The organism is Nocardia carnea (genome assembly GCF_029868325.1).
In the GTDB taxonomy this organism is placed as follows: Bacteria; Actinomycetota; Actinomycetes; order Mycobacteriales; family Mycobacteriaceae; genus Nocardia; species Nocardia carnea_C.
Genome location: NZ_JARWNW010000185.1, coordinates 23301 through 43524, shown reverse-complemented (window position 1 = coordinate 43524; position 20224 = coordinate 23301). Strand labels below are relative to the sequence as shown.

Sequence of the window (20224 nt, the reverse complement as noted above, 5' to 3'; positions counted from 1 at the left end):
CGAGCTCGAAATCAGCCAGGAGCCGGTCCGGGGAATCCCGATGCCGGTGTTCCGCAACCGCAGGCGCGCCCTGCCGGAGCTGCTGATCGAATCGGCCCGCTACGGTGACAGCGAATACCTCGTCAGCGGCGAAACCCGGTGATCCCGCTGGTGCGCTGGCGGCGCTAAGCCTGCGCGCCCGCCGGGGTCCCCGGGTCCGCCGTCCACAAGGGTGCGACAAGCCAGGACATTCTCGACAACGCACTGCTACTGCTCGCCCAACGGGCCGGGGCGATGGTCGTCGACGATCTCCGCTCCGCCGCCGACGCCGCGGCCGGCCTGGCCGGCACCCACCGCGACACCCCCATGGCCGCCCGCACACTCGGCCAGCAAGCCCTGCCCACCACCTTCGGCGCACTCGCGGCCGGCTGGTGCAAGTCCCTGGACCGGGCCGCGGGGTCGGTCACCGCCGCATTGGCCCACCTTCCGGTCCAATTCGGCGGTGCCGCAGGCACACTCGCCGCCCTGTACCCGCACGGCCCGGCCGTCGCCGACGCACTGGCCGCGGAACTCGGATTGGCGCCGCAGGGCATCCCGTGGCATACCGACCGCACTCCGATCGCCGAACTCGCCACCGCGCTCGGCGTGGCCGCGGGCGCGGTCGCCAAAATCGCCACGGATATCGTGGCGTTGTCCGCCACCGAAATCGGTGAAGTCAGCGAGGACTCCCCCGGTGGATCCTCCGCGATGCCGCACAAACGCAACCCGGTCGCCGCCATCACCGCCCGCGCGGCCGCCCGCCGGGTACCCGGACTGGTCGCGGACGCGCTCGGGTCGATGGATCACGAACTACAGCGCGCCGCCGGGGCCTGGCATGCCGAATGGGAAACCGTCACCGACCTGCTGCGACTCACCGGTGGCGCCGCGCACCGGCTGGCACAGAGCCTCACCGGCCTGCACGTCCACCCGGAGGCGATGGCGCGCAATCTCGCGGTCACCGGCGGACTGCTGCTCGCGGAACGGGTCACCGCGGCACTGTCCGAACACACCGATCGCGCCCGCGATATCGTCACCGCCGCCGCCACCGCGAACCCGCCGGCCCTGGACACCGATCCATCGATCATCGAATGTCTCGGGGCGCAACGGGTTCGTGAACTCCTGGATCCGGCCGGATACCTAGGGCACGCGGCCGATCTGGTGACGCGGGTGCTGACCGAACGCGACGGCACCCGCCCGGAATCCCGGTGAATCCGGTGCTCACCGAACACAAGACGCGGCCGCGGAAACCCGCGCCGCGGATGGACCTACCGCACAGCAGGGGCGGCCTCGGCTGTACGCGACGGTCCATGCACGGAACTCGGCAGGCTATCCGGGCCAGTTCGCATCTGCGGCATCGACCACCAGCACCACACCGGCTGAGGCCGGACTGCGCCCTGCAGGACTGCCCCACGCCACCGATCAGCCACCACCGGCGTAGGCAGGGCAAGGTTCCGGCCGGCCGCCGCACCGACTCCACACCCCCAGCTACGACCGGTGACCCGGCCATTCGGCCGAGACAAGGCCGGCATGAACCGATGTCGCGAGGCGGCGGCGTTGCTTCCGGCACCGCTCGGCGAAACCGCCCGAGTCCTGCACCGCGCACAGCGGGAATCCCCGTGATGCGTGCGCGAACACATGACGCGGCACAATCTTCGCAACCCGAACGGAGCAAGTGAAATGGGTACCAGCGCAACGGATTCGACCTCGACCGTCGAGCTCTCCTACCGAGCCGCCGGGCCCGCGACCGCGGCATCCACCGTCGTACTCCTCGGCTCGCTCGGCTCGAATCGGTCGATGTGGGATCCACAGGTGGCCGCACTCTCCGCCGACCACGAGGTTCTTGCCGTCGACCTGCGCGGTCACGGTGAATCCCCTACCGGGACCGGTGATTACACCATCGCGGGCCTGGCCGACGATGTCCTCGCGCTGCTGGACCGCCGCGGCCGCGACCGTGTCCACCTGGTCGGGCTCTCGCTCGGCGGCGCGGTCGCCCAGTGGATCGCGGCGCGCCACCCCGCCCGGGTGCGGACACTGACGCTGCTGTGCACGGCCGCGAAGTTCGGCGCTGCGCAGGGCTGGCTCGACCGGGCCGCCGCGGTGCGGGCCGACGGCACGGCATCCCTGGCCGAAGCCGTGGTCGGCCGGTGGTTCACCGCCGGCCTGGCCGGCCGCGACCCCGAACTGATCGCCCGTAGCCGCGCCATGGTCGAAGCGACCACCGATGAGGGCTACGCCGGCTGCTGTGTCGCACTCGCCCATTTCGACAGCCGCGCCGACCTCGCCCGGATCACCGCGCCCACTCTCGTGATCGCCGGTGCCCAGGACCCGGCCACCACACCCGACGATATGCGCATCCTCGCCGCCGGGATCGCGGACTCCACCCTGCACATCCTGGACCCGGCCGCGCATCTTGCCAGTGTCGAACAGGCCGGACCGGTGACTGCCCTCATCACCGCGCACATCGGCGGCCACCACGAACGCGACCACGCCTTCGACCAGGGGATGGGAGTGCGCCGGGCGGTACTGGGCGACGCCCACGTCGACCGCACCGTCGCCGGCACCACCGATTTCACCGCGCCGTTCCAGGATTTCATCACCCGCACCGCCTGGGGTGATATCTGGAGCCGGCCCGGCCTGAACCACCACACCCGGCGCCTGCTCACCCTCGCGATCCTCACCGCCGTCGGGAACACTCACGAACTGGATATGCATATCCGGGCCGCGCTGCGGGCCGGGATCGCCCCGGAGGAGCTCGCCGAGGTCTTCCTGCACACCGCGGTCTACGCCGGGGTGCCGAACAGTAACCTCGCCTTCGGACTCGGTAAGGCGGCGCTCGCCGAGGGCATCGGGCCCGATCCGATCGAGTCCTCCAGCGCAGAGGAAGCAGATCGACCATGACCGAACCCTCCCCGGATTACGTGCAATCGCTGGGCCGCGGCCTGGCCGTAATCCGCGCCTTCGACGCCGGCCATCCGCGGCGCACACTCAGTGAGGTCGCCAAGGCCACCGACCTCACCCGCGCGACGGCCCGCCGGTTCCTGCTGACCCTGGTGGAATTGGGCTATGTGCGCACCGACGGGTCCGTGTTCTGGCTGACCCCGCGCGTCCTGGAACTCGGCTATAGCTACCTGTCCAGCCTGAGCCTGCCCGAGGTCGCGGGCCCGCATCTGGAATCGCTGGCGAATCAGGTGCACGAATCGACCTCGGTATCCATCCTCGACGGCGAGGACATCGTCTACGTCGCGCGCGTACCGGTGAGCCGGATCATGACCGTGTCCATCACCATCGGCACCCGCTTCCCCGCCTTCAGCACCTCGATGGGCCGGGTCCTGCTGGCAGGCCTGCCGGAGCAGGCATTCGAGGAATACCTGGCGAAGGTCACCTTCACTCCGCTCACCGACCGCACCGTCCTCAGTGCCGACCAGCTCCGCGAGCAGGTAGGCAAGACCAGGGAGGCCGGCTACTGCCTGGTCGACCAGGAGCTCGAACAGGGACTGCGCTCGATGGCCGCCCCGATCCGCGACCACACCGGAACGGTCTGCGCTGCCGTGAACATTTCCACGCACGCCGCCCGCTACACCACCGACAGTGTGCGCACCGACCTGCTGCCGCCGCTGCTGAGCACGGCCGCGGCCATCAGCGCCGACCTCGCCCGCGTCCAGAACCACGCCTGAAATTTCACGAAGGAATCCCATGATCGACGCTGTCATCTGCGAACCGCTGCGCACCCCGGTCGGCCGTTTCGGTGGAGTGTTCAAGGACATCGCGCCGGAAACCCTGGCCGCAACCTTGATCACCGAACTGATCAGCCGAACGGGCCTGCCCGCCGACCGGATCGACGATGTCATCCTGGGCCAGGCCTCCCCCAACGGTGAGGCTCCGGCGATCGGCCGGGTCGCCGCCCTCGACGCCGGTCTCGGCGTGGACGTTCCCGGGTTGCAGGTGGACCGTCGCTGCGGTTCCGGACTACAGGCCGTGCTCCAGGCGTGTATGCAGGTCAGCACCGGCGGTAGCGATCTGATCCTGGCCGGCGGCACCGAATCCATGAGTCAGGCCGAGTTCTACGCCACCGGTATGCGCTGGGGTGTGAAGGGTGAGGGCGTCTCCCTCGACGACCGGCTCGCCCGCGCCCGCGTGACCGCCGGCGGTAAGAATTTCCCGGTCCCCGGCGGCATGATCGAAACCGCCGAGAACCTGCGCGCCGAATTCTCGATCAGCCGCGCCGACCAGGATGCGCTCGCGGTGCAGTCACATCAGCGCGCGGTCGCTGCCCAGCAGTCCGGCCGCTTCGCCGAGGAAATCGTCGGAGTCCCGGTGCCGCAACGTAAATCGGAGCCCCTGCTCGTCGGCACCGACGAACATCCCCGCGCCGACACCACCGTCGAAGCCCTCGCGAAACTGCGCCCGATCCGCGGCAAGGTCGACCCCGACGCCACCGTCACCGCCGGTAACGCCAGCGGCCAGAACGACGGCGCCGCCCTCTGCGTCGTCACCACCCCCGAAAAGGCGCGCGCCCTCGGCCTGCGCCCCCTGGCCCGCCTCGCCTCGTGGGCTGTCGCCGGTGTTCCGCCCCGCACCATGGGCATCGGCCCCGTCCCCGCCACCGAAAAAGCCCTCGCCCGGCTGGGTTTGACGCTCGACGATATGTCGGTCATCGAACTCAACGAAGCTTTCGCCGCCCAGACCCTTGCCGTTCTGCGCACCTGGAAACTCGAACCCGACGACGACCGCCTCAACCCCAACGGTTCCGGTATCTCCCTCGGCCACCCCGTCGGCGCCACCGGCGCCCGCATCCTGGCCACCCTCCTGCGCGAACTCGACCGCCGCGAGGGCCGCTACGGGCTGGAAACCATGTGCATCGGCGGCGGTCAGGGATTGGCAGCGGTCTTCGAACGCCTGACCTGAGTTTCAGCCGGCGACCGTGTCCGCGGCGCGATTGCGGGTCCCGTAGCGAGCGCGGGCCTCGCTCGGCGTGGGGGTGACCGGACTGTCCGGAGGCCCGGCGGTCAGATGTTTGCGCAGCACCTCGCCCGCCTGCGGAGCGATATAGGGCGCGGCCAGCAGTAACCCGCGTTTGTCGAAGAGGGTCGCCAGCCAGACCAGGATCCGGGCGGCCGGGCGGACAGCCAGGTCGACGATTCCCGGACGATCGAAATCACCGAGCACCCGCATCCATGTGGGCAGGGTGGCGATGGAGGCCAGCGACAGCAGGCGCGCACCCACAGCGTAGGTCCAGCCGGCGCCGTTGCGCGGCGAGGTGAACAGCATCTGCCGAATCCCCTGCTGGGCACGTTCCGATGTGCACAGGCGGGGGCGCACATCGGCGAAATATTCGCGGATGCCGTCGCGGGTACGCGGTACCTCGCCGGGTTTACAGGTCTGCAGTTCGGCGGCGATCGCGCATTCTTCCCAGTACCGGTCCTCTTCGCCGGGATCCAGTCCGGGACCGAACATTTCGTAGGCCTTCAGCACCGAATGCCAGCCGGTGAGGTGGATCCAGAGCTGGGTTTCCGGGCTGTTGGCGCTGTAGCGGCGGCCGCTGATCGGCTCGATACCGGTCGCCATGGTGTGCAGGGTCATCAGGCGCTCGGACGCGGCGATCGCGGTGCGGGTATCCCCGACCGCGACGAGCAGGAAGTAGACGAAGGTGTGGTCGAGGCGGCTGCGCGGATCGGAGTAGATCTTGCCGGTATCGGCAACCGCCGCGGTGAGGAACGGGTCGAAATGCTCCAGCGCGACGGCTCGCTGGAATCCGATGACCGCAGTGGGTGCGGTCCAGACTTTCCAGGAGGGTGAACCCGGTCCGAAGAAACCGTTGTCCACGCGGCGGAGAGTGGTCGGATCAAAGGTCATCGGTCGCTCCTCTGCGATCCCGAATCATCAATACAACGCCACCGTAGCAATTACTCGAAGTGAATACAACGGTTGCGTAGCTTTTGCGGCCACAGCCGGTCGGCCGAGCTCGGGATGGAACAATGGCCGGGTGGGAAGGAAGCGGCAGTGAGCAGATCCGGTACAGCGGACCGCCCGCGCAGGCGCTATGCGCCACGGTTACCGCCCGAGCAGCGGCGGGCCCAGCTACTCGACGCCGCCTTCGCGGTACTCCAGCGCAGAGAACTCCACGATCTCAACATGGAGGCGGTGGCACAGGAAGCCGGCGTCGGCAAACCCGTGCTCTACACCGTGTTCCGCACCCGCGCCGAACTGGTGGCCGCCCTGCTCGAACGCGAACGCGAACGCGGGCTGGAACAAGTCGCCGATATGCTGCCCACCGACCTGCTGGGCGCGGACCCGGTGATAGCCGCGTCCGCGACGGTCGAAGCATTCGTCGGTGTGGCCCTGCAGAACCCGACCCGCTGGCGGCTCCTGCTCGCCGGCCCGGATAACGCTCCCGACGAATACCGCGAGGCGGTACGCAGCTCCCGCGCGGGGATACTCGAACAGGCCGAAGCCCTGGTGCGAATGGGCTTGGCGATCGACCCCCGCTGGGCGGATATGGACTCCGCGCTACTCACCAACTCCCTGCTCACCGTCGCCGAAATGCTCGGCCGGCTGGCCGTGAGCCAACCCGAAACCTATCCGCGCGAACGTATCGAAGGTTTCGTGGAATCGGTGGTGCGGCTCCTGGCCGGGCCCGCCGGCGCAAACGGATGAGCGCTACCGACCGGCCCATACTGTTCCTCGACATCGACGGGCCACTGATCCCGTTCGGCGCACCGGACGGTACGTATCCGCACCACCGGTCGTCCGGAACGAATCCTCTTCTGACACGGCTCGATCCCGGACTCGGCCCGCTGCTGTCGGCACTCCCCTGCGACCTGGTGTGGGCCACGACCTGGATGCACGAGGCGAACCGCTCGATCGGCCCGGTACTCGGCCTGCCGCCGCTGGCAGTAGTGGACGCCCTGGACGAATCCGGCGATCCCATCGATGAATGGTTCGGTCTGCACTGGAAAACCCGTGCGCTGGTGGCATATGCCTCCGGCCGGCCTTTCCTCTGGGTAGACGACGAGATCGGCACCGGCGACCGGGAGTGGGTGGCGGCGAATCACCCCGGCCGCGCACTCCTGCACCGGGTGGACGCCCATATCGGGTTGCGACCGGATGATTTCACCGTATTCACCGACTGGTTCCAGAACGAACGCCGGTCCTGAAGCGCAACGAGCGGCGCCCTGTTCACATCACCAGCAGCAGTAGCACACCGGCGACCGCGAGAATCGGTAGACCGCGGAGCAACTGGCGGATCAGGTCGACCGGCAGCGGCCCGGTCGTCGTGATCAGCAGCAGGCCCTCGTACGACAGTGGCGAACGGGTCCGGATCCGGTATGCCGCCAGAGCCGCCGCGGCAGTGCTGATCGCGGCCACGGCCGGGCCGGTGGCGAGGACGGTAAGTGCGGCGGTGAGGCCGAGCGCGACAGCGGGGACGATGAGCATCGGCCCTCGAAGCGTCCGGTCGCCGGCGCCCAGGAGCACGCGCAGTGCCGGGTCGCCGCAGATATCGCGCAGGCCCGCGCTGAACAGCATCGCGATCCAGAACGAGCCGCCGAGTCCGGTGAACGCGACCAGCAGTGGGGTGCCGACGGCGGTCGCGAACCATACGGCAGCCACCACCGCCGCCGTGATCGCGTACGCCGAGGGCCGGCGACGGTGCCGCAGCAGATCCGCACGCAGCAGCGCCGCGGCCCGACCGGATGGCAGCCGCCGGGAGACCGACCGGCCGACCCGCCGCCACGCCCGTTCCTCCAGAATCCCGGCCAGCACCGAAGGATCCAAGCTGGTCAGCGAGGCCTGGGCACCGGAGGTGAGAGCACTTCCGGAAGCCAGATCCGCGCGGCTCAGATACCGGCAACTCGCGACCGCCCATAGCGCGCCGGCCGCCGCCGGTACCGCCGCGACGAACACCGGCGGCCACGCGGCGAGCACCGGGACCGTCCACTGAGCCGTCGCCGCCACGGTCAGCGCGAGGCCGGTAACGGCGAAGCCCCATCGAAGCAGTGGTAACACCGGGCCGGGGAGCCTGCGCGACTGGACGAGTACGGCGATGGCGACGACGATCACACCCACCAGCGACCCCAGTACCGTGAGCGGCCCCCACATACTCGCCCCCGCGATATACGCCGTGAGACGCCCGGCAACTGTTCCGGCAGCCGCACCGGCGGCGAGGGCCGCCCCCACCCGGACTCGCAAGAGCGCGCCCCGATCCACCGGCGTGGACAGCAACCACAGGGAGTCGGGGGCGTTCGCACCGACCGGGCCGAACGCCTGCGCGAGCAGCAGGCCACCGCTCACCGCCGGCGCGAACAACGCCCACGCGCCGGTAACGGCCCACCCCGGCCCCGCCGTGAACAGGACCGAACCCACAACGGCGGCGGGCCGGGTCGCGGCCCACCAGATGACCCCACCGACGACGTAGGCACCCAGTACCAGCAGCACCACGGCGCCCGCCCGGTTCTCCCGCACAGTATGAGATCGTGTGAATCCGCGCCGCAGCGCGAGTATTTCGCGTGCGGCCGGGACGGCAGGCATAGTTCCTGTCAGCGCCACAGGTCACCGTCCACGACATCATCGGCGACGGCTGCCACCAGCTCCGGGTCGTGCGAGACCAGCAGGATCGCCGTACCGGCTTCCTTCTCCGCAGTGAGGGCGCCCGCCAGCCAGGCGCGTCCCGCCCGGTCCAGATGCTGTTCGGGTTCGTCGAGCACCAGCAGCCGGCGCGACCGCACGAACGCCGAAGCCAACGCGAGCCGCCGGCGCTGACCGCTGGACAGGGTGACGGGCAGCTGGTCGGCGGCCTCGGACAAACCCACATCGACCAGCGCCCGGCTCGCCACCCGTCGGGGGTCGGCGGTGCCGTGCGCGATCGCGACGAGTTGCAGATGTTCGTGAACTGTGAGGTGCGCGAAGGTGGCATCTTCTCCGCTCACCGCGGCCACGGTGCTCCGGAAATGCGGATGCGATTCGTCGACCTCGCGGCCGTCGACGGTGATCCGGCCGGAATCGAGCCGGTCGCGGCCGAGTACGCAGCGCAACAGGGTCGATTTACCGGCACCGTTGGCGCCGATGATCGCGCAGCAGCGACCGGCGGCGACATCGAAGCCGACGTCCCGGAAGACGGTCAGGTCACCGAAGCGGCGTTCGGCCGCCCGGACCTGCAGAATGGGTTCGGACACAGGGGTACTCCCGTTTTCCTCGTGAGAAGTGATCAGGCGAGGAAGCGGGGACCGCTCAAAAAGTGACAGCCGGCACGGTCCCCGCACGGGGACCGGGCGCTCTGGGCCGCGGCCGACCGGCCGCATCGGGATGACTGTGCCGGCGGAACGCCCCACGCAGCCGCTGCTCCTCGGCCGTCGGCCCGCGCACTGTCCGGCACTGCCCGAACAGCAGATCCTCCGCCCGGCACACCACGAGGTAGGCCGCGGCGACCGTTACGACAACGACCAAACCGGCCAGCAACAGGCTGCGGGTATCGGGCTGAGTGAGTACCGACCCGAACGCAGCACCCCAAACCAGCAGAAACGCCACCACCGAATTGACGAGGTAGCGGCTGCTGAACATCCCGCCAGACTAATCGATGCGGCAGTGGGCCCACTGCACAGCATGAAAACAACGGCGTTCACCAGACCAGAAAGCCTGCTATCGCAAGACCGGATCTTCCGCAGTTCCCGCAAGTCGCCGACGAGCCGCCCGGAATACCACGCTGACCAGCCTTTTCCTGCTAGCTTTGGGTGCACCTGACCGAAGAGGAGAGAGCCATGGTGCGGTCGAGTTTCTTCCGTATCGGCATCGGCACGGCCGTCGCTGCCTTCCTGCTGGCTGTTTTCGCCGCGATCTTCCCGGCAACTGCCGCCGCCCAGGACACCCCGGCGATCTCCCTCTCCGCGAGGGCTTCGGGAACCACGATCGACTACACCGTGACCGACGTCCCGAACCGGCGCGACACCTTCCCGGTCATTCCCGGGGAATGCACAACCGTCCTGGTGAACACCGCCGTCGCCGCGCCCATCCTCGCCCCCGCCGCCGTCGACACCCTCAGTGGCCGCGAACCCGACGCCTTCGCCCTGTTGCAGCGCCTGATCGCCGAGGGCGCCGTCACCGCCGGACCGCACGTCCAGTTCGCCGCCGCGGGACAGGTCACCGGGTCGTTCACCGAGATCCCCCGCGGGGTCTACCTGGTGGCCACGGTCTGCAATGTGACCCCGCTCAGCGGCGAGTTCCGGCCGGAACTGCTCGATATCGTGCCCGTGGTCGTCACCGATCTGCGGGCCGGTTCGGCGGCTTCCGCCCAGTAATCCGGTACCGGTCGCGAAACACATGCGCCTCAACGCGCTTTCCGCAAAAGGAGTACTACCGGCCGATAGCTCTGTCCGGCGAGAATGAAGTCCACAGCGGACCGGGCAAGAGGTGGTCATGGCGGAGGACGAACGGATTTCGAACGCCTATTCGGCGAATGCCGAGTTCTGGATCAGGATCGTGCGCGAAGACCGTGACCCGTTCCGATCCAGGCTCACCGATCCGGCATTACTGGACCTGATCGGCGACTGCTCGGATCACGTTGTTCTCGACGCCGGTTGCGGCGAAGGCTATTTCGCGCGTGAACTGGTGCGGCGCGGCGCCCGGCAGGTGCATGGTGTGGATACCTGTCCGGAGTTCGTGACCGCGGCGCGTACGCATCCCGACCACGATCCGGCCACGGCGACGTACCACGTCGCCGATGTCGCCGACCTCCCGCCGGCCGACGCGTCCGTCGACCTGGTGGTCGCGAACCGGCTGCCGCACGGTATCGACGATCCGGGTCGCCGCTTCCACGAGTTCGCCCGGGTCCTGAAACCGTCGGGACGGCTGGTTCTGCTCGGTATGCATCCCTGCTTCTATGTGTCACGGGCCGAACGCGCCGCCCCGGGTGGGCTGTCCCTGGATTCCTATTTCGGCACGAGGAGGGTGGAGCAGCGGTTCGAGGTGCAGGGCGAACTCTCTCCCATGCCGTCGGTACAGCAGTTCTATTCTCTGGAAACCTATTTCGAGTTCATGACCGAAGCCGGCTTCGCGGTGACGGCCCTGCGGGAACCACATCCGACCCGGGAAGAGCGCGGCCGCGATCCCTGGTGGAACGAGAACTACACCCGGCCGCTGTTCCTCCTGCTCGAATGCCGGCCGTACCCATCCCGGCACCGCCGGACGTAGCTCACCGTTTTCGCCGGAAACGGGTTACGTTGAGCGGGTGGGTGAGGCGATATCGCTCGGTGCGGTCCAAGAGACCCTGTTGATTCCGCTGTACGGTCGCGCGCAGGACGCCGGGCGGCCGGACAGTATTCTCCGCGACACCAGGGCCATCGAACTGGTCGCCGCGATCGACTACGACTTCGCGAAATTCCGGGGCCCTTCCCTGGCGGGGTCGGTACTGCGGGCGTCGATCTTCGACGAATACCTCCGCAGCTATCTGGCCGAACACCCCGACGCCACCGTCGTCGATCTCGGCTGCGGCCTGTCCACCCGCTTCGACCGCCTCGACAACGGCCGGCTGCACTGGTTCGACCTCGACCTGCCCGACACCATGGCCCTGCGGCACAAATTCTTCTCCGACAGCGACCGGTACACGATGATCGAGGGCTCGATTCTCGACGACGACTGGTTCGAGCAGGTCCGCGAACCCGGCGGTCCGGTTTTCCTGCTGAGCGAGGCGGTGCTGCTCTACTTCCCGGCTGATACCGTGCACGCAGCCCTGGCGCAGCTCGCGAAGGGTTTCCCGGGCAGCCGGCTGGCCCTGGACACCGGCGGCAAGGCGATGATGCGCACCCAGGACCGCAACCCGGTGTTCAAACAGGTATCCGCACGTATGGAATGGGTCTGCGACGACCCCGGAACTCTGGAGTCACACGGCGCCCGGCTGCTCGAATCCCGGACCTTCGCCTCACCCCAACCGGCCGTCGCCCACACCTGGCCCCTGCGCTACCGGCTGGGCATGAAAATGGCGCGGGCAATCTTCCCCCCGCCCGTCACCACCTACAAACTGAACCTCTTCGAAACCACGCCACTCAGCTGAACATTGCACAGACCGTGGTGGCCGTTTACGGCTCAGTCCCGGTAGATCGTGACCCAGGCGTTCATCGCGGTCCCGCGACACGTCGCGCCACCCGATACGGTCCCTGTTCTCTTCCCCCAGCGAAGCGCCGCGCCGCCTCGGGTCACCCGCTTCGTAGCCGGCATCGGCAAACAAGATTCCTGGCACAGCAACGACTTTCACAATTACCGTAGACTATGGAGTTCTATTTCTTGATCGTGTCCTCGCTGATGGCGATCACATTTGTCTGGGTTCTGGTTTCGGAATTCCGCCAACGCAAACGGCGGCGCCGCCGCTCCGGGGGCAGTAGCGGTCGCTGGTCCGTAGGCGGCGGATCCGGGAGCGGAGGCGGCTGCAGCGGAGGCGGCTGCGGCGGAGGCGGGGGTGGCGGCGGTGGAGGTGGCGGCGGAGGTTGCTGACACAGCGGCCGTGGGAGAGGGTGCCGACGAGAAGACCAATAGGCTCATCCTGTGAGCGAATCGCAGGACAACAACCGGACCTCGCCGCGCGCGACGGTGGCGGACGCGCTGCGGGCGGACATCCTCGCCGGTCGGCTCGCTCCCGGCGATCGCCTGCGCGAGGTAGATCTCGCCGAACGTTTCGGAGTATCCCGGATCCCGGTGCGGGAGGCGCTGTCACAGTTGCAGAGCGAAGGTTTCGTCACGCTCGTCCGCTATCGGGGGGCGACCGTGTCCGCTCCCTCGGGTTCGGTGGCTCGGGAGCTGGTGCAGATCCGGCGGGGGCTGGAAGTGCTCGCCGCGCAACTGGCCGCACGGAACCGGGGCGGCGGCGCAGCCGGTGAGCTGGCGCGGGCGGTGCAGCTCGGGCGGGCGGCGGATATTCAGCATGCCCACGACGAACTGCCGGCGTTGACCCTGCGTTTCCACCGGCTGGTGGCCGAGGCGTCGGGTAATCAGCAGTTGCAGGTCATGTTGGAGCAGATACTCGAGCGGGTCTCGTGGATCTTCGGCCAGCGGCTGGACACCCGGACCCACACCTCCTGGAGTGACCACGCCGCGATCGCGCAAGCAATTCTCAACGGCTCTCCGGCGCAGGCCGGCTACCTGATGGACGAACACATCGCCCGGGACGAAGACCTGCTCATGAATCTGGACCCGGACAGCCCGCTGAAATGAGCCCGGGCACGCCCCGCAACGGCGGCGGGCGTGTCCTATGCCCCGGGCGCCCGCACCTCGGTCTCCCGCATTCCCCGTCGAGCGGCGGTACAGGGCGGGCCCAAGGCCTCCCCAAACGAAGTTCTTGTATACAAGATCGCGGCGTAGCAGCCTAGAACCTGGACTGTTCACGACAATGGAACGTTGAGCAACATCGCCGAAACGTTGTTTGTATACAAATTCAGGTGTTGCTTGTTTCTTCTGCCCGAGGCCAGGTCCTATGTCCACCGACGCCCCGACCCACTCGCCGCCGCTGCCACCCGCTCCCCCGCTCCCCTTCTGGCGCACAGCGCTTTTCGGTGTCCAGCATGTGCTCGTCATGTACACCGGCTGCGTCGCGGTGCCGCTGGTGTTCGGTGCCGCACTGGGCCTGGACACCTCCACCATCGCCACCCTGGTGAACGCCGATCTGCTGGTCGCCGGTGTCATCACGCTCGTGCAGGCCCTCGGTATCGGGAAACTGCTGGGGGCGCGGATGCCGGTGGTGGCGGGGGCCTCGTTCACCGCGGTGACGCCGATGATCCTGATCGGCGAGGAATACGGCCTGTCCGCGGTGTACGGCGCGATGATCGCGGCCGGAATCTTCGGGGTGCTGGTCGCTGTGCCGTTCGCCAAGCTGGTGCGCTTCTTCCCGCCGATGGTGCGCGGGGCGGCGGTCACCATGATCGGGCTGTCGCTGATCGGCAAGGCCGTATCCATGACCTTCGGCGACGAACCGGCGGGTGGTGCGCCGCTGGCGCTGGCGGCGGGCGTGGTGCTCACGATCATCGCGTTGATGAAGTACGGTCGCGGGCTCGTCGCGCAGTCGGCGGTCCTGATCGCGCTGGTGCTGGGCACGCTCGCCGCGGCCGCGCTCTCGCTCACCGATTTCAGCGCCGTGGGCAGTGCCGACTGGTTCGGCCTGCCGAACCCGTTCCTGTTCGGCACCCCGACCTTCCCCCTCGCCGGAATCATCTCGATGTGCCTGGTGATGCTGGTGATCTTCACCGAATCCACCGCCTATCTGATGGCCACCGCCGACAATCTCGGCCGTCCGCTGGACCAGAAGCAGCTCGCCCGCGGGTTGAGCGCCGACGGTGTCTCCGCGGTGCTGGCCGGTTTCCTCACCTCGTTCCCGGACACGATCTTCGCCCAGAACGTCAGCCTGGTCCGGATGACCGGGGTCGCGAGCCGGGGTGCGGTCGCGGTGGCCGGTGGCCTGCTGGTGGCGCTGGGGCTGGTACCGAAGATGGGCGAGGTGGTGGCCAATCTGCCGGGGCCGGTGATCGGGTCGGTGAGCCTGGTCATGTTCGCCACGGTCGCGGGCGTCGGTATCGCCACGCTCGCGCGGGTGGACTATTCCCGTAACGACAATCTGCTCGTGGTCTCGCTGGCGATGGGCATCGGGATGATCCCGGTGGTCGCGCCGGAGGTGTACGAGGGGCTGCCGTCGTCGGTGCGGATCATCGCCGGGGGCGCGATCACCAGCACGGTCATCGTGGCATTCGTCCTGAATCTGCTGTTCAACCACGTACTCACCACCAGGACCCCGAAAGAGAGCGCCGTATGACCGGGATCGCCCTGCTCACCGTGCCCACCGCCGCCCCGGGCGATACCCGCCCTTTCGCCATCCTGTCCGAAACCGGCTACCGCACAGACGATCTCATTTCGGTGATCGGTAAGACCGAGGGCAACGGCTGCGTCAACGATTTCAGCCGCGGGCTGGCCGCTGCGCTCTGGGAGCCGCGGATCCCGGAGGCCGCGGTCACCGTGTTCTCCGGCGGCACCGAAGGTGTGCTGAGTCCCCATGTGAATCTTTTCGTCCGCGACGAGAAACGGTATTCCGGTTTCGATCGCGGGCTGGTCGCGGCGGCCCGGCGCACCCGGTCCCTCGACCCGGCGGAGATCGGCCGGGCCGCCCAGGTCGACACCGTGGCCGATACGGTCGGGAAGCTGCTGGCCGAACTCGGTGTCATCCCTTCCGATGTGCATCTGGTGCTGGTGAAATGCCCGCTGCTCACCTCGGACACCATCACCGCGCTCCATATGGCCGGGCAGGCGCCCGTCGCGACCGATACCTACGCGTCGATGGGTTTCTCCCGGGCGGCGAGCTCGCTGGGGATCGCCGTCGCGCTGGGCGAATGCGACCGAGAGACCGCGCTGAAGGCTCTCACCGGCGACGCCGATGTCTGGTCGGCCCGGGCCTCGGCCAGCGCCGGCGCCGAACTCGACGACTGCCACATCCTGGTGGTCGCCGAAAGCCCCACCGCGGCGAACCCGCTGCGCGCGGTCCACGGCCATATGGCCGACGCCCTCGACCTCGCCTCGGTACAGCAACTACTGGACCGGATCGCGGCCGAGGGCGGCACGGTGCGCCAGATCTTCGCCAAGGCCGAAGCCGACCCCACCGGTTCCGTGCGCGGCTTCCGCCACACCATGCTCACCGACTCCGATATCAACGCCACCCGCCATGCGCGCGGCGCGGTCGGCGGGCTGCTGTCCGCGCTCAAGGGCGACGGCGCCGTATACGTCTCCGGCGGCGCCGAACATCAGGGCCCACCGGGCGGCGGCAGCATCACCGTGATCTACGAACTCCCCTCTCCCGATCGGAACCCCGCGCTATGAGCACCACAACCACTAGCGATACCGAACCCAGCTGGGAGATAGAAGAATACGAAGATCGTCCGGTACCCGCCGACCGCCGGCGCGGGCTCGGCTCGGTATCCGCGGTCTGGTTCGGATTCCCGATGGTGCTGACCTGCGCCATCTTCGGCGGGCTGATCGTGTATTCGCTCGGCTTCTGGCTCGGTCTGCTCGCCATCGCCGTCGGCAATATCTGCATGATGCTGTATGTCGGCGCGCTCAGCGTGATCGCCGGACGCAGCGGGAAGAACTTCGCGCTCACCGCCGCGGAAAGTTTCGGTAAGGCCGGCGCTTTCCTGCCGTCGGCGTTCCTGGCGACCATCGTCATCGGCTGGTTCGCCTTCCAGACCGGGATGGCTGGGGCGATCCTGCACGACACCCTCGGCTGGCACGAACAGTTCACCGCGCTCGCCGCAGGGCTCGCGTTCATCGGGGTCACGCTGCTGGGGATCCGGGCGCTGTCGGCGATCGGCCTGGTCGCGGCACCGGTCTATGTGATACTCGGGCTGGTCGCGATCGGTCTGGCCGTCGCCGACGGCGGCGGTTCACCCACCTCCTATCAGGGCGGCGCGGGCGCGGCAGCCATGAGCTTCGGGGCCGCGGTGACACTGGTGATCGCCTCGTTCATCGACTCCGGCACCATGACCGCCGATTTCACCCGCTGGTCCCGTAACGGCCGCGAGGCCTTCCTTGCCGCGGCGTCGGCGTTCCCGGTCGGTAATTCGATCGCGCTGGTGATCGGCGGTCTGGTGGTGGCACTGGGCGGCAGTGCCGATCCGGCCGCCGACGGCGGTAACTTCCTGGGGCTGCTGGTCGACCACGGGGGTCTGCTGGTTCCGCTGGCGGTGGCGTTCGTGTTCATCAATCTGGGCTCGGTCTGCGCGCACTGCCTGTACAACGGCGCCGTGGGCTGGAGCCAGCTCTCCGGAGGCAGGATGCGACGGCTCACCTTGATCCTCGGCGCGGCCGGGGTGGTCCTTGCGGTGGCCGGGATCTGGTCGTACTTCGAGCAGTGGCTCAACCTGCTGGGGGTGATCGTGCCACCGATCGGCGCGGTCGTCATCCTCGATCAGCTCGTCCTGCCCCGTTTCGGCCTCGGCGCCGCGAACCGCGAAACCCGCTGGCACTGGCCGGCCTTCACCGCGTGGGCCGGTGGCGCAGTCGCGGCCCTGATCACCCACGAGTTCGCCCCGTGGCTATCCGATGCGGTCATCGGTTTCGTGGCCGCCGCCCTCATCCTCACCCTCTGCGCGACCCGCACCGCGCGAAGCAACAAGGAGATCCCCGCATGACCCTCACCACCGTGGACGCCGCGCCCTACACCTGGCCCTTCGACGGCCCGATCGATCCGGCGCGCACCGCACTGCTGCTGATCGACTGGCAGACCGATTTCTGCGGTCCCGGCGGCTACGTCGATCAGATGGGCTACGACCTCGCGCTCACCCGAGCAGGTCTGGAACCCACCGCACGAGTGCTCGCCGCCGCCCGTGACCTCGGCCTCACCGTGATCCACACCCGCGAAGGTCACCGACCCGATCTGTCGGACCTGCCGGCGAACAAACGCTGGCGGTCCGCGCAGGTCGGCGCCGAGATCGGCAGTACCGGCCCGTGCGGGCGCATCCTGGTCCGCGGTGAACCGGGCTGGGAGATCGTGCCCGAGGTCGCCCCGATTCCCGGCGAACCGGTCGTCGACAAACCGGGCAAGGGCGCCTTCTACGCCACGGACCTCGACCTGCTGTTACGCGCTGCCGGTATCACCCATATCGTCCTCACCGGGATCACCACCGATGTCTGCGTGCACACCACCATGCGCGAAGCCAACGACCGCGGTTACGAATGCCTGGTGCTCTCCGATTGCACCGGCGCCACCGAGAAGAAGCACCACGAGGCCGCACTGAGCATGGTGACCATGCAGGGCGGGATCTTCGGCGCGGTCGCCACCTCCGACCAGTTGCTCGCCGCACTCGGTAAGCAGACCGTCACCGCATGAGGGTCGTGCTGATCCACGGGGTGGCCACGGACAGCCGGGTGTGGGCCGGGACGATCGCCGCACTCGGTCGGTCCGTGGAAGTCTGCTGCCCCGACCGCCCGCAATCCGGGGATATGGACACCGAAATCGCCGCCCTCGCACCGCTGTGCGAGGGGGCGTTTGTGGTGGGAGTCAGCGGAGGCGCCACCTTGGGTTTGGAACTGGCCGCTCGCGGAGTCGCGCTCGCCGGTGCGCTACTGCACGAACCGGCAGCCGGATCACTGGCACCGGGATTACTGGACGAGATCGCGGCGGCGTTCCGGAGTGACGGTGTGGCAGGGCTCGGGCGTGCACTCTATGGTCCGTCCTGGACACCGGAACTCACCACTGCCTCCACCGAAACGGTTGGCGGCGAACTGGCGATGTTCCGCGCCTTCGAACCCCGGCCGGTCGGGCCACTGGCGCAGCGGATCACATTGACCGTGGGTGAACGGTCGACCCCCGCACGGCACCGGTCGGTACAGGATCTCGCCGCCACCCTCGGAACGAAACGGCATGTATTGCCAGGCGTGGGCCACGCGGTACATCTGCAAGCCCCACACCAGCTGGTCGGAGAGCTCGAAACCGCCACCCGGTGACCCCGGGCCTAGCTACTGCCGAGCTCTCACCAGCTCGTCAGGCCCCAAGAACATCGCAGGTCAGGAAGAGTATCCCGGGTAGAGCGCCGAGGCGGGTACCCGCCCCAACGAACCGGATCAGATGATCAGGTTGTCGTGGTCCTTCCAGTACGACTCGCGGAGGCGGCGCTTGTAGAGTTTGCCGCTCGGATCGCGGGGCAGTTCGGTGGTGAAGTCGATCGAGCGGGGACATTTGTAGGCCGCCAGTTCGGTACGGCAGAAAGCCATGAGGTCGGCGGCCAGGGCATCGCTCGCAGTGGCGGGGTCGGCCGGTTGGATCACCGCCTTCACCGCCTCCCCCATTTCTTCGTCGGGCACACCGATCACCGCCACATCCGCGACCGCTGGGTGGGTGGCGAGGATGTTCTCGGTTTCCTGGGGGTAGATGTTGACGCCGCCGGAGATGATCATGTGCGCTTGCCGGTCGGTGAGATACAGGTAGCCTTCCGCATCCAGATAGCCCATATCGCCGAGGGTGCGCCAGCCGTTCGGGTGCGCGGCCGCGGCGGTTTTCGCCGGATCGTGGTGGTATTCGAACGGGCGGCCGCCGGCGAAGTACACGACTCCGACCTCTCCCGGCGGGAGTTCCGCGCCGTCCTCGCCGATGATATGGCATTCCTGGGCCGGTCGGCCCACCGAGCCCGGATGGTCCAGCCATTCCCGGGCGGTGATGTAGGTGCTGCCGACGTCCTCGGTGCCCGAGTAGTACTCGGCGATGATCGGGCCCCACCAGTCCAGCATCTGCTGTTTGATCCCGGCCGGGCACGGTGCTGCGGAATGCACGACATCCACCAGGCTGGAAGTGTCGTAGCGGTCACGTTCGGGGGGCGGAAGCCGCAACATGCGCACGAACATGGTCGGCACCATCTGCGTATGGGTGATGCGGTGGCGTTCGATCAATTCCAGGCACTGCCGGGCATCGAAGCGTTCCATGACGACGACGGTGGCCCCGAGCCGGTGCCATGACATCGAGAACACCAGTGGAGCACCGTGATACAGCGGCGCGGGCGAGAGGTATACCGCATCCGGCGTCGCTCCACTCACCAGCAGACCACGGGCGATCTGCACCGGCGCGGCGGACGGATCGCCCAGCGGTGTGGCCGGTAGTGGTTTGCGGATTCCCTTCGGCTGCCCGGTCGTGCCCGAGGAATAGAGCATTTCGCGGCCCTCGCATTCCTCGGCACCGAGCGGGCCGGCGGATGCGGCGGCCAGCACCGCGTCGTATCGCTCGAATCCGGGCAGCTCTCCCGTCCCCGCTATCCGCACCGGGATTCGCGACAGGTCCAGGTCCGCGACCACGTCCGCCATGGTCGCGCCGGCGATCAGTGCGGTGGCGCCGCAGTCGTCCAGGATGTACTGCACTTCGCCGGCGGTGAGATGCCAGTTGACCGCCGTGTAGTACAGCCCCGACCGCTGTGCCGCCCACGCTGTTTCGAGGAACTGACGGTTGTTCTCCATCAGGATCGCGATATGGTCGCCGGTGTTCAGTCCACGTGCGCGCAGAGCCCGTGCGGCACGGATCGACCGTTGCTCCAGGTCCCGATAGGTGACGACCTCCCCGCTCGACGCCATGATGATCGCCGGGCGATCCGGTGCACGTTCCGCATGCCATCCGGGGGTCATCTCCGCCGCCCCTGCGGACTCGACCGAATACTGCTCGTTCGTCATACACCTGTCCTCACCCCGGCGAAACCGCCTTATCCGG

General features: G+C 68.3%; 19 protein-coding genes and 1 pseudogene. 15 read left to right on the top strand and 5 right to left on the bottom strand.

Features of this window, described 5'->3' with window-relative positions; genetic code table 11:
* Positions 1-132: 132 nt before the first annotated feature.
* The 4 genes and pseudogenes from QH196_RS14800 to QH196_RS14785 form a co-directional block, all read left to right on the top strand.
* Positions 133-1227 (top strand): annotated as a pseudogene (locus QH196_RS14800) (lyase family protein); the annotation flags it as partial.
* 468 nt (positions 1228-1695) lie between these two features.
* On the top strand, positions 1696-2916 hold the full coding sequence (pcaD, locus tag QH196_RS14795) for a 3-oxoadipate enol-lactonase (protein ID WP_280416365.1): 1221 nt from the start codon (positions 1696-1698) through the stop codon (positions 2914-2916).
* On the top strand, positions 2913-3692 hold the full coding sequence (locus QH196_RS14790; protein ID WP_280416364.1) for an IclR family transcriptional regulator: 780 nt from the start codon (positions 2913-2915) through the stop codon (positions 3690-3692). The genes pcaD and QH196_RS14790 overlap by 4 nt, the downstream gene beginning before the upstream one ends.
* Positions 3693-3711: 19 nt before the next feature.
* On the top strand, positions 3712-4923 hold the full coding sequence (locus tag QH196_RS14785) for an acetyl-CoA C-acetyltransferase (RefSeq protein ID WP_280416363.1): 1212 nt from the start codon (positions 3712-3714) through the stop codon (positions 4921-4923).
* Positions 4924-4926: 3 nt separating this feature from the next.
* Here the strand turns inward: QH196_RS14785 and QH196_RS14780 are convergent, their stop codons facing one another.
* Positions 4927-5871: an oxygenase MpaB family protein gene (locus QH196_RS14780; protein ID WP_280416362.1), complete on the bottom strand. Its 945-nt coding sequence runs from the start codon at positions 5869-5871 to the stop codon at positions 4927-4929.
* 147 nt (positions 5872-6018) lie between these two features.
* On the opposite strand from QH196_RS14780, the gene QH196_RS14775 reads away from it, so the two are divergent.
* Both QH196_RS14775 and QH196_RS14770 read left to right on the top strand, forming a co-directional pair.
* Entirely contained in the window at positions 6019-6672 is a 654-nt protein-coding gene (locus QH196_RS14775) for a TetR/AcrR family transcriptional regulator (protein ID WP_280416361.1), read from the top strand.
* Positions 6669-7172 (top strand): HAD domain-containing protein, encoded by a 504-nt coding sequence (locus tag QH196_RS14770; RefSeq protein ID WP_280416360.1) that lies wholly within the window; start codon positions 6669-6671, stop codon positions 7170-7172. Before QH196_RS14775 ends, QH196_RS14770 begins: the two co-directional genes overlap by 4 nt.
* 22 nt (positions 7173-7194) lie before the next feature.
* On the opposite strand, the gene QH196_RS14765 is transcribed toward QH196_RS14770, so the two are convergent.
* The 3 genes from QH196_RS14765 to QH196_RS14755 form a co-directional block, all read right to left on the bottom strand.
* Complete coding sequence (locus QH196_RS14765) at positions 7195-8478, bottom strand: DUF6297 family protein (RefSeq protein WP_280416359.1); 1284 nt, start codon at positions 8476-8478, stop codon at positions 7195-7197.
* Between the two features lie 74 nt (positions 8479-8552).
* Positions 8553-9188, bottom strand: a complete 636-nt coding sequence (locus QH196_RS14760; protein WP_280416358.1) for an ABC transporter ATP-binding protein — start codon at positions 9186-9188, stop codon at positions 8553-8555.
* 55 nt (positions 9189-9243) lie between these two features.
* Positions 9244-9573 carry a DUF6412 domain-containing protein gene (locus QH196_RS14755; RefSeq protein ID WP_280416357.1) on the bottom strand — a complete coding sequence of 110 codons (330 nt, stop codon included), beginning with the start codon at positions 9571-9573 and terminating at the stop codon, positions 9244-9246.
* A gap of 197 nt (positions 9574-9770) precedes the next feature.
* Here QH196_RS14755 and QH196_RS14750 point away from each other — a divergent pair, with 197 nt between their 5' ends.
* The 9 genes from QH196_RS14750 (at position 9771) to QH196_RS14710 (ending at position 18480) form a co-directional block, all read left to right on the top strand.
* A complete protein-coding gene (locus QH196_RS14750) occupies positions 9771-10307 on the top strand; it encodes a hypothetical protein (RefSeq protein ID WP_280416356.1) in 537 nt (178 codons plus the stop codon).
* 118 nt (positions 10308-10425) lie between these two features.
* Positions 10426-11199 carry a class I SAM-dependent methyltransferase gene (locus QH196_RS14745; RefSeq protein WP_280416355.1) on the top strand — a complete coding sequence of 258 codons (774 nt, stop codon included), beginning with the start codon at positions 10426-10428 and terminating at the stop codon, positions 11197-11199.
* 37 nt (positions 11200-11236) lie between these two features.
* Entirely contained in the window at positions 11237-12058 is an 822-nt protein-coding gene (locus QH196_RS14740) for a class I SAM-dependent methyltransferase (RefSeq protein WP_280416354.1), read from the top strand.
* 488 nt (positions 12059-12546) lie between these two features.
* Complete coding sequence (locus tag QH196_RS14735; RefSeq protein WP_280416353.1) at positions 12547-13212, top strand: GntR family transcriptional regulator; 666 nt, start codon at positions 12547-12549, stop codon at positions 13210-13212.
* A gap of 259 nt (positions 13213-13471) precedes the next feature.
* Complete coding sequence (locus QH196_RS14730) at positions 13472-14800, top strand: nucleobase:cation symporter-2 family protein (protein ID WP_280416352.1); 1329 nt, start codon at positions 13472-13474, stop codon at positions 14798-14800.
* Positions 14797-15855 carry a ring-opening amidohydrolase gene (locus QH196_RS14725; protein WP_280416351.1) on the top strand — a complete coding sequence of 353 codons (1059 nt, stop codon included), beginning with the start codon at positions 14797-14799 and terminating at the stop codon, positions 15853-15855. The genes QH196_RS14730 and QH196_RS14725 overlap by 4 nt, the downstream gene beginning before the upstream one ends.
* Positions 15852-17165: a cytosine permease gene (locus QH196_RS14720; protein ID WP_280416350.1), complete on the top strand. Its 1314-nt coding sequence runs from the start codon at positions 15852-15854 to the stop codon at positions 17163-17165. Before QH196_RS14725 ends, QH196_RS14720 begins: the two co-directional genes overlap by 4 nt.
* Complete coding sequence (gene biuH / locus QH196_RS14715) at positions 17162-17863, top strand: biuret amidohydrolase (protein WP_280416349.1); 702 nt, start codon at positions 17162-17164, stop codon at positions 17861-17863. Before QH196_RS14720 ends, biuH begins: the two co-directional genes overlap by 4 nt.
* The gene (locus QH196_RS14710; RefSeq protein ID WP_280416348.1) at positions 17860-18480 is read left to right on the top strand and encodes an alpha/beta fold hydrolase; all 621 of its coding nucleotides are present in this window, start codon (positions 17860-17862) and stop codon (positions 18478-18480) included. The genes biuH and QH196_RS14710 overlap by 4 nt, the downstream gene beginning before the upstream one ends.
* 117 nt (positions 18481-18597) lie before the next feature.
* Here the strand turns inward: QH196_RS14710 and QH196_RS14705 are convergent, their stop codons facing one another.
* Positions 18598-20142: an acyl-CoA synthetase gene (locus tag QH196_RS14705; protein ID WP_280416367.1), complete on the bottom strand. Its 1545-nt coding sequence runs from the start codon at positions 20140-20142 to the stop codon at positions 18598-18600.
* Between the last annotated feature and the right edge of the window lie 82 nt (positions 20143-20224).

Excerpts from the sequence above, each read along its gene's own strand:
- QH196_RS14780 (WP_280416362.1), bottom strand. The coding sequence starts at position 5,871 with ATGACCTTTGATCCGACCACTCTCCGCCGCGTGGACAACGGTTTCTTC.
- QH196_RS14745 (WP_280416355.1), top strand. The coding sequence starts at position 10,426 with ATGGCGGAGGACGAACGGATTTCGAACGCCTATTCGGCGAATGCCGAG.
- QH196_RS14705 (WP_280416367.1), bottom strand. The coding sequence starts at position 20,142 with ATGACCCCCGGATGGCATGCGGAACGTGCACCGGATCGCCCGGCGATC.
- QH196_RS14750 (WP_280416356.1), top strand. The coding sequence starts at position 9,771 with ATGGTGCGGTCGAGTTTCTTCCGTATCGGCATCGGCACGGCCGTCGCT.
- QH196_RS14725 (WP_280416351.1), top strand. The coding sequence starts at position 14,797 with ATGACCGGGATCGCCCTGCTCACCGTGCCCACCGCCGCCCCGGGCGAT.
- biuH (WP_280416349.1), top strand. The coding sequence starts at position 17,162 with ATGACCCTCACCACCGTGGACGCCGCGCCCTACACCTGGCCCTTCGAC.
- QH196_RS14730 (WP_280416352.1), top strand. The coding sequence starts at position 13,472 with ATGTCCACCGACGCCCCGACCCACTCGCCGCCGCTGCCACCCGCTCCC.
- QH196_RS14790 (WP_280416364.1), top strand. The coding sequence starts at position 2,913 with ATGACCGAACCCTCCCCGGATTACGTGCAATCGCTGGGCCGCGGCCTG.
- QH196_RS14770 (WP_280416360.1), top strand. The coding sequence starts at position 6,669 with ATGAGCGCTACCGACCGGCCCATACTGTTCCTCGACATCGACGGGCCA.
- QH196_RS14720 (WP_280416350.1), top strand. The coding sequence starts at position 15,852 with ATGAGCACCACAACCACTAGCGATACCGAACCCAGCTGGGAGATAGAA.
- QH196_RS14710 (WP_280416348.1), top strand. The coding sequence starts at position 17,860 with ATGAGGGTCGTGCTGATCCACGGGGTGGCCACGGACAGCCGGGTGTGG.
- QH196_RS14785 (WP_280416363.1), top strand. The coding sequence starts at position 3,712 with ATGATCGACGCTGTCATCTGCGAACCGCTGCGCACCCCGGTCGGCCGT.
- QH196_RS14755 (WP_280416357.1), bottom strand. The coding sequence starts at position 9,573 with ATGTTCAGCAGCCGCTACCTCGTCAATTCGGTGGTGGCGTTTCTGCTG.
- pcaD (WP_280416365.1), top strand. The coding sequence starts at position 1,696 with ATGGGTACCAGCGCAACGGATTCGACCTCGACCGTCGAGCTCTCCTAC.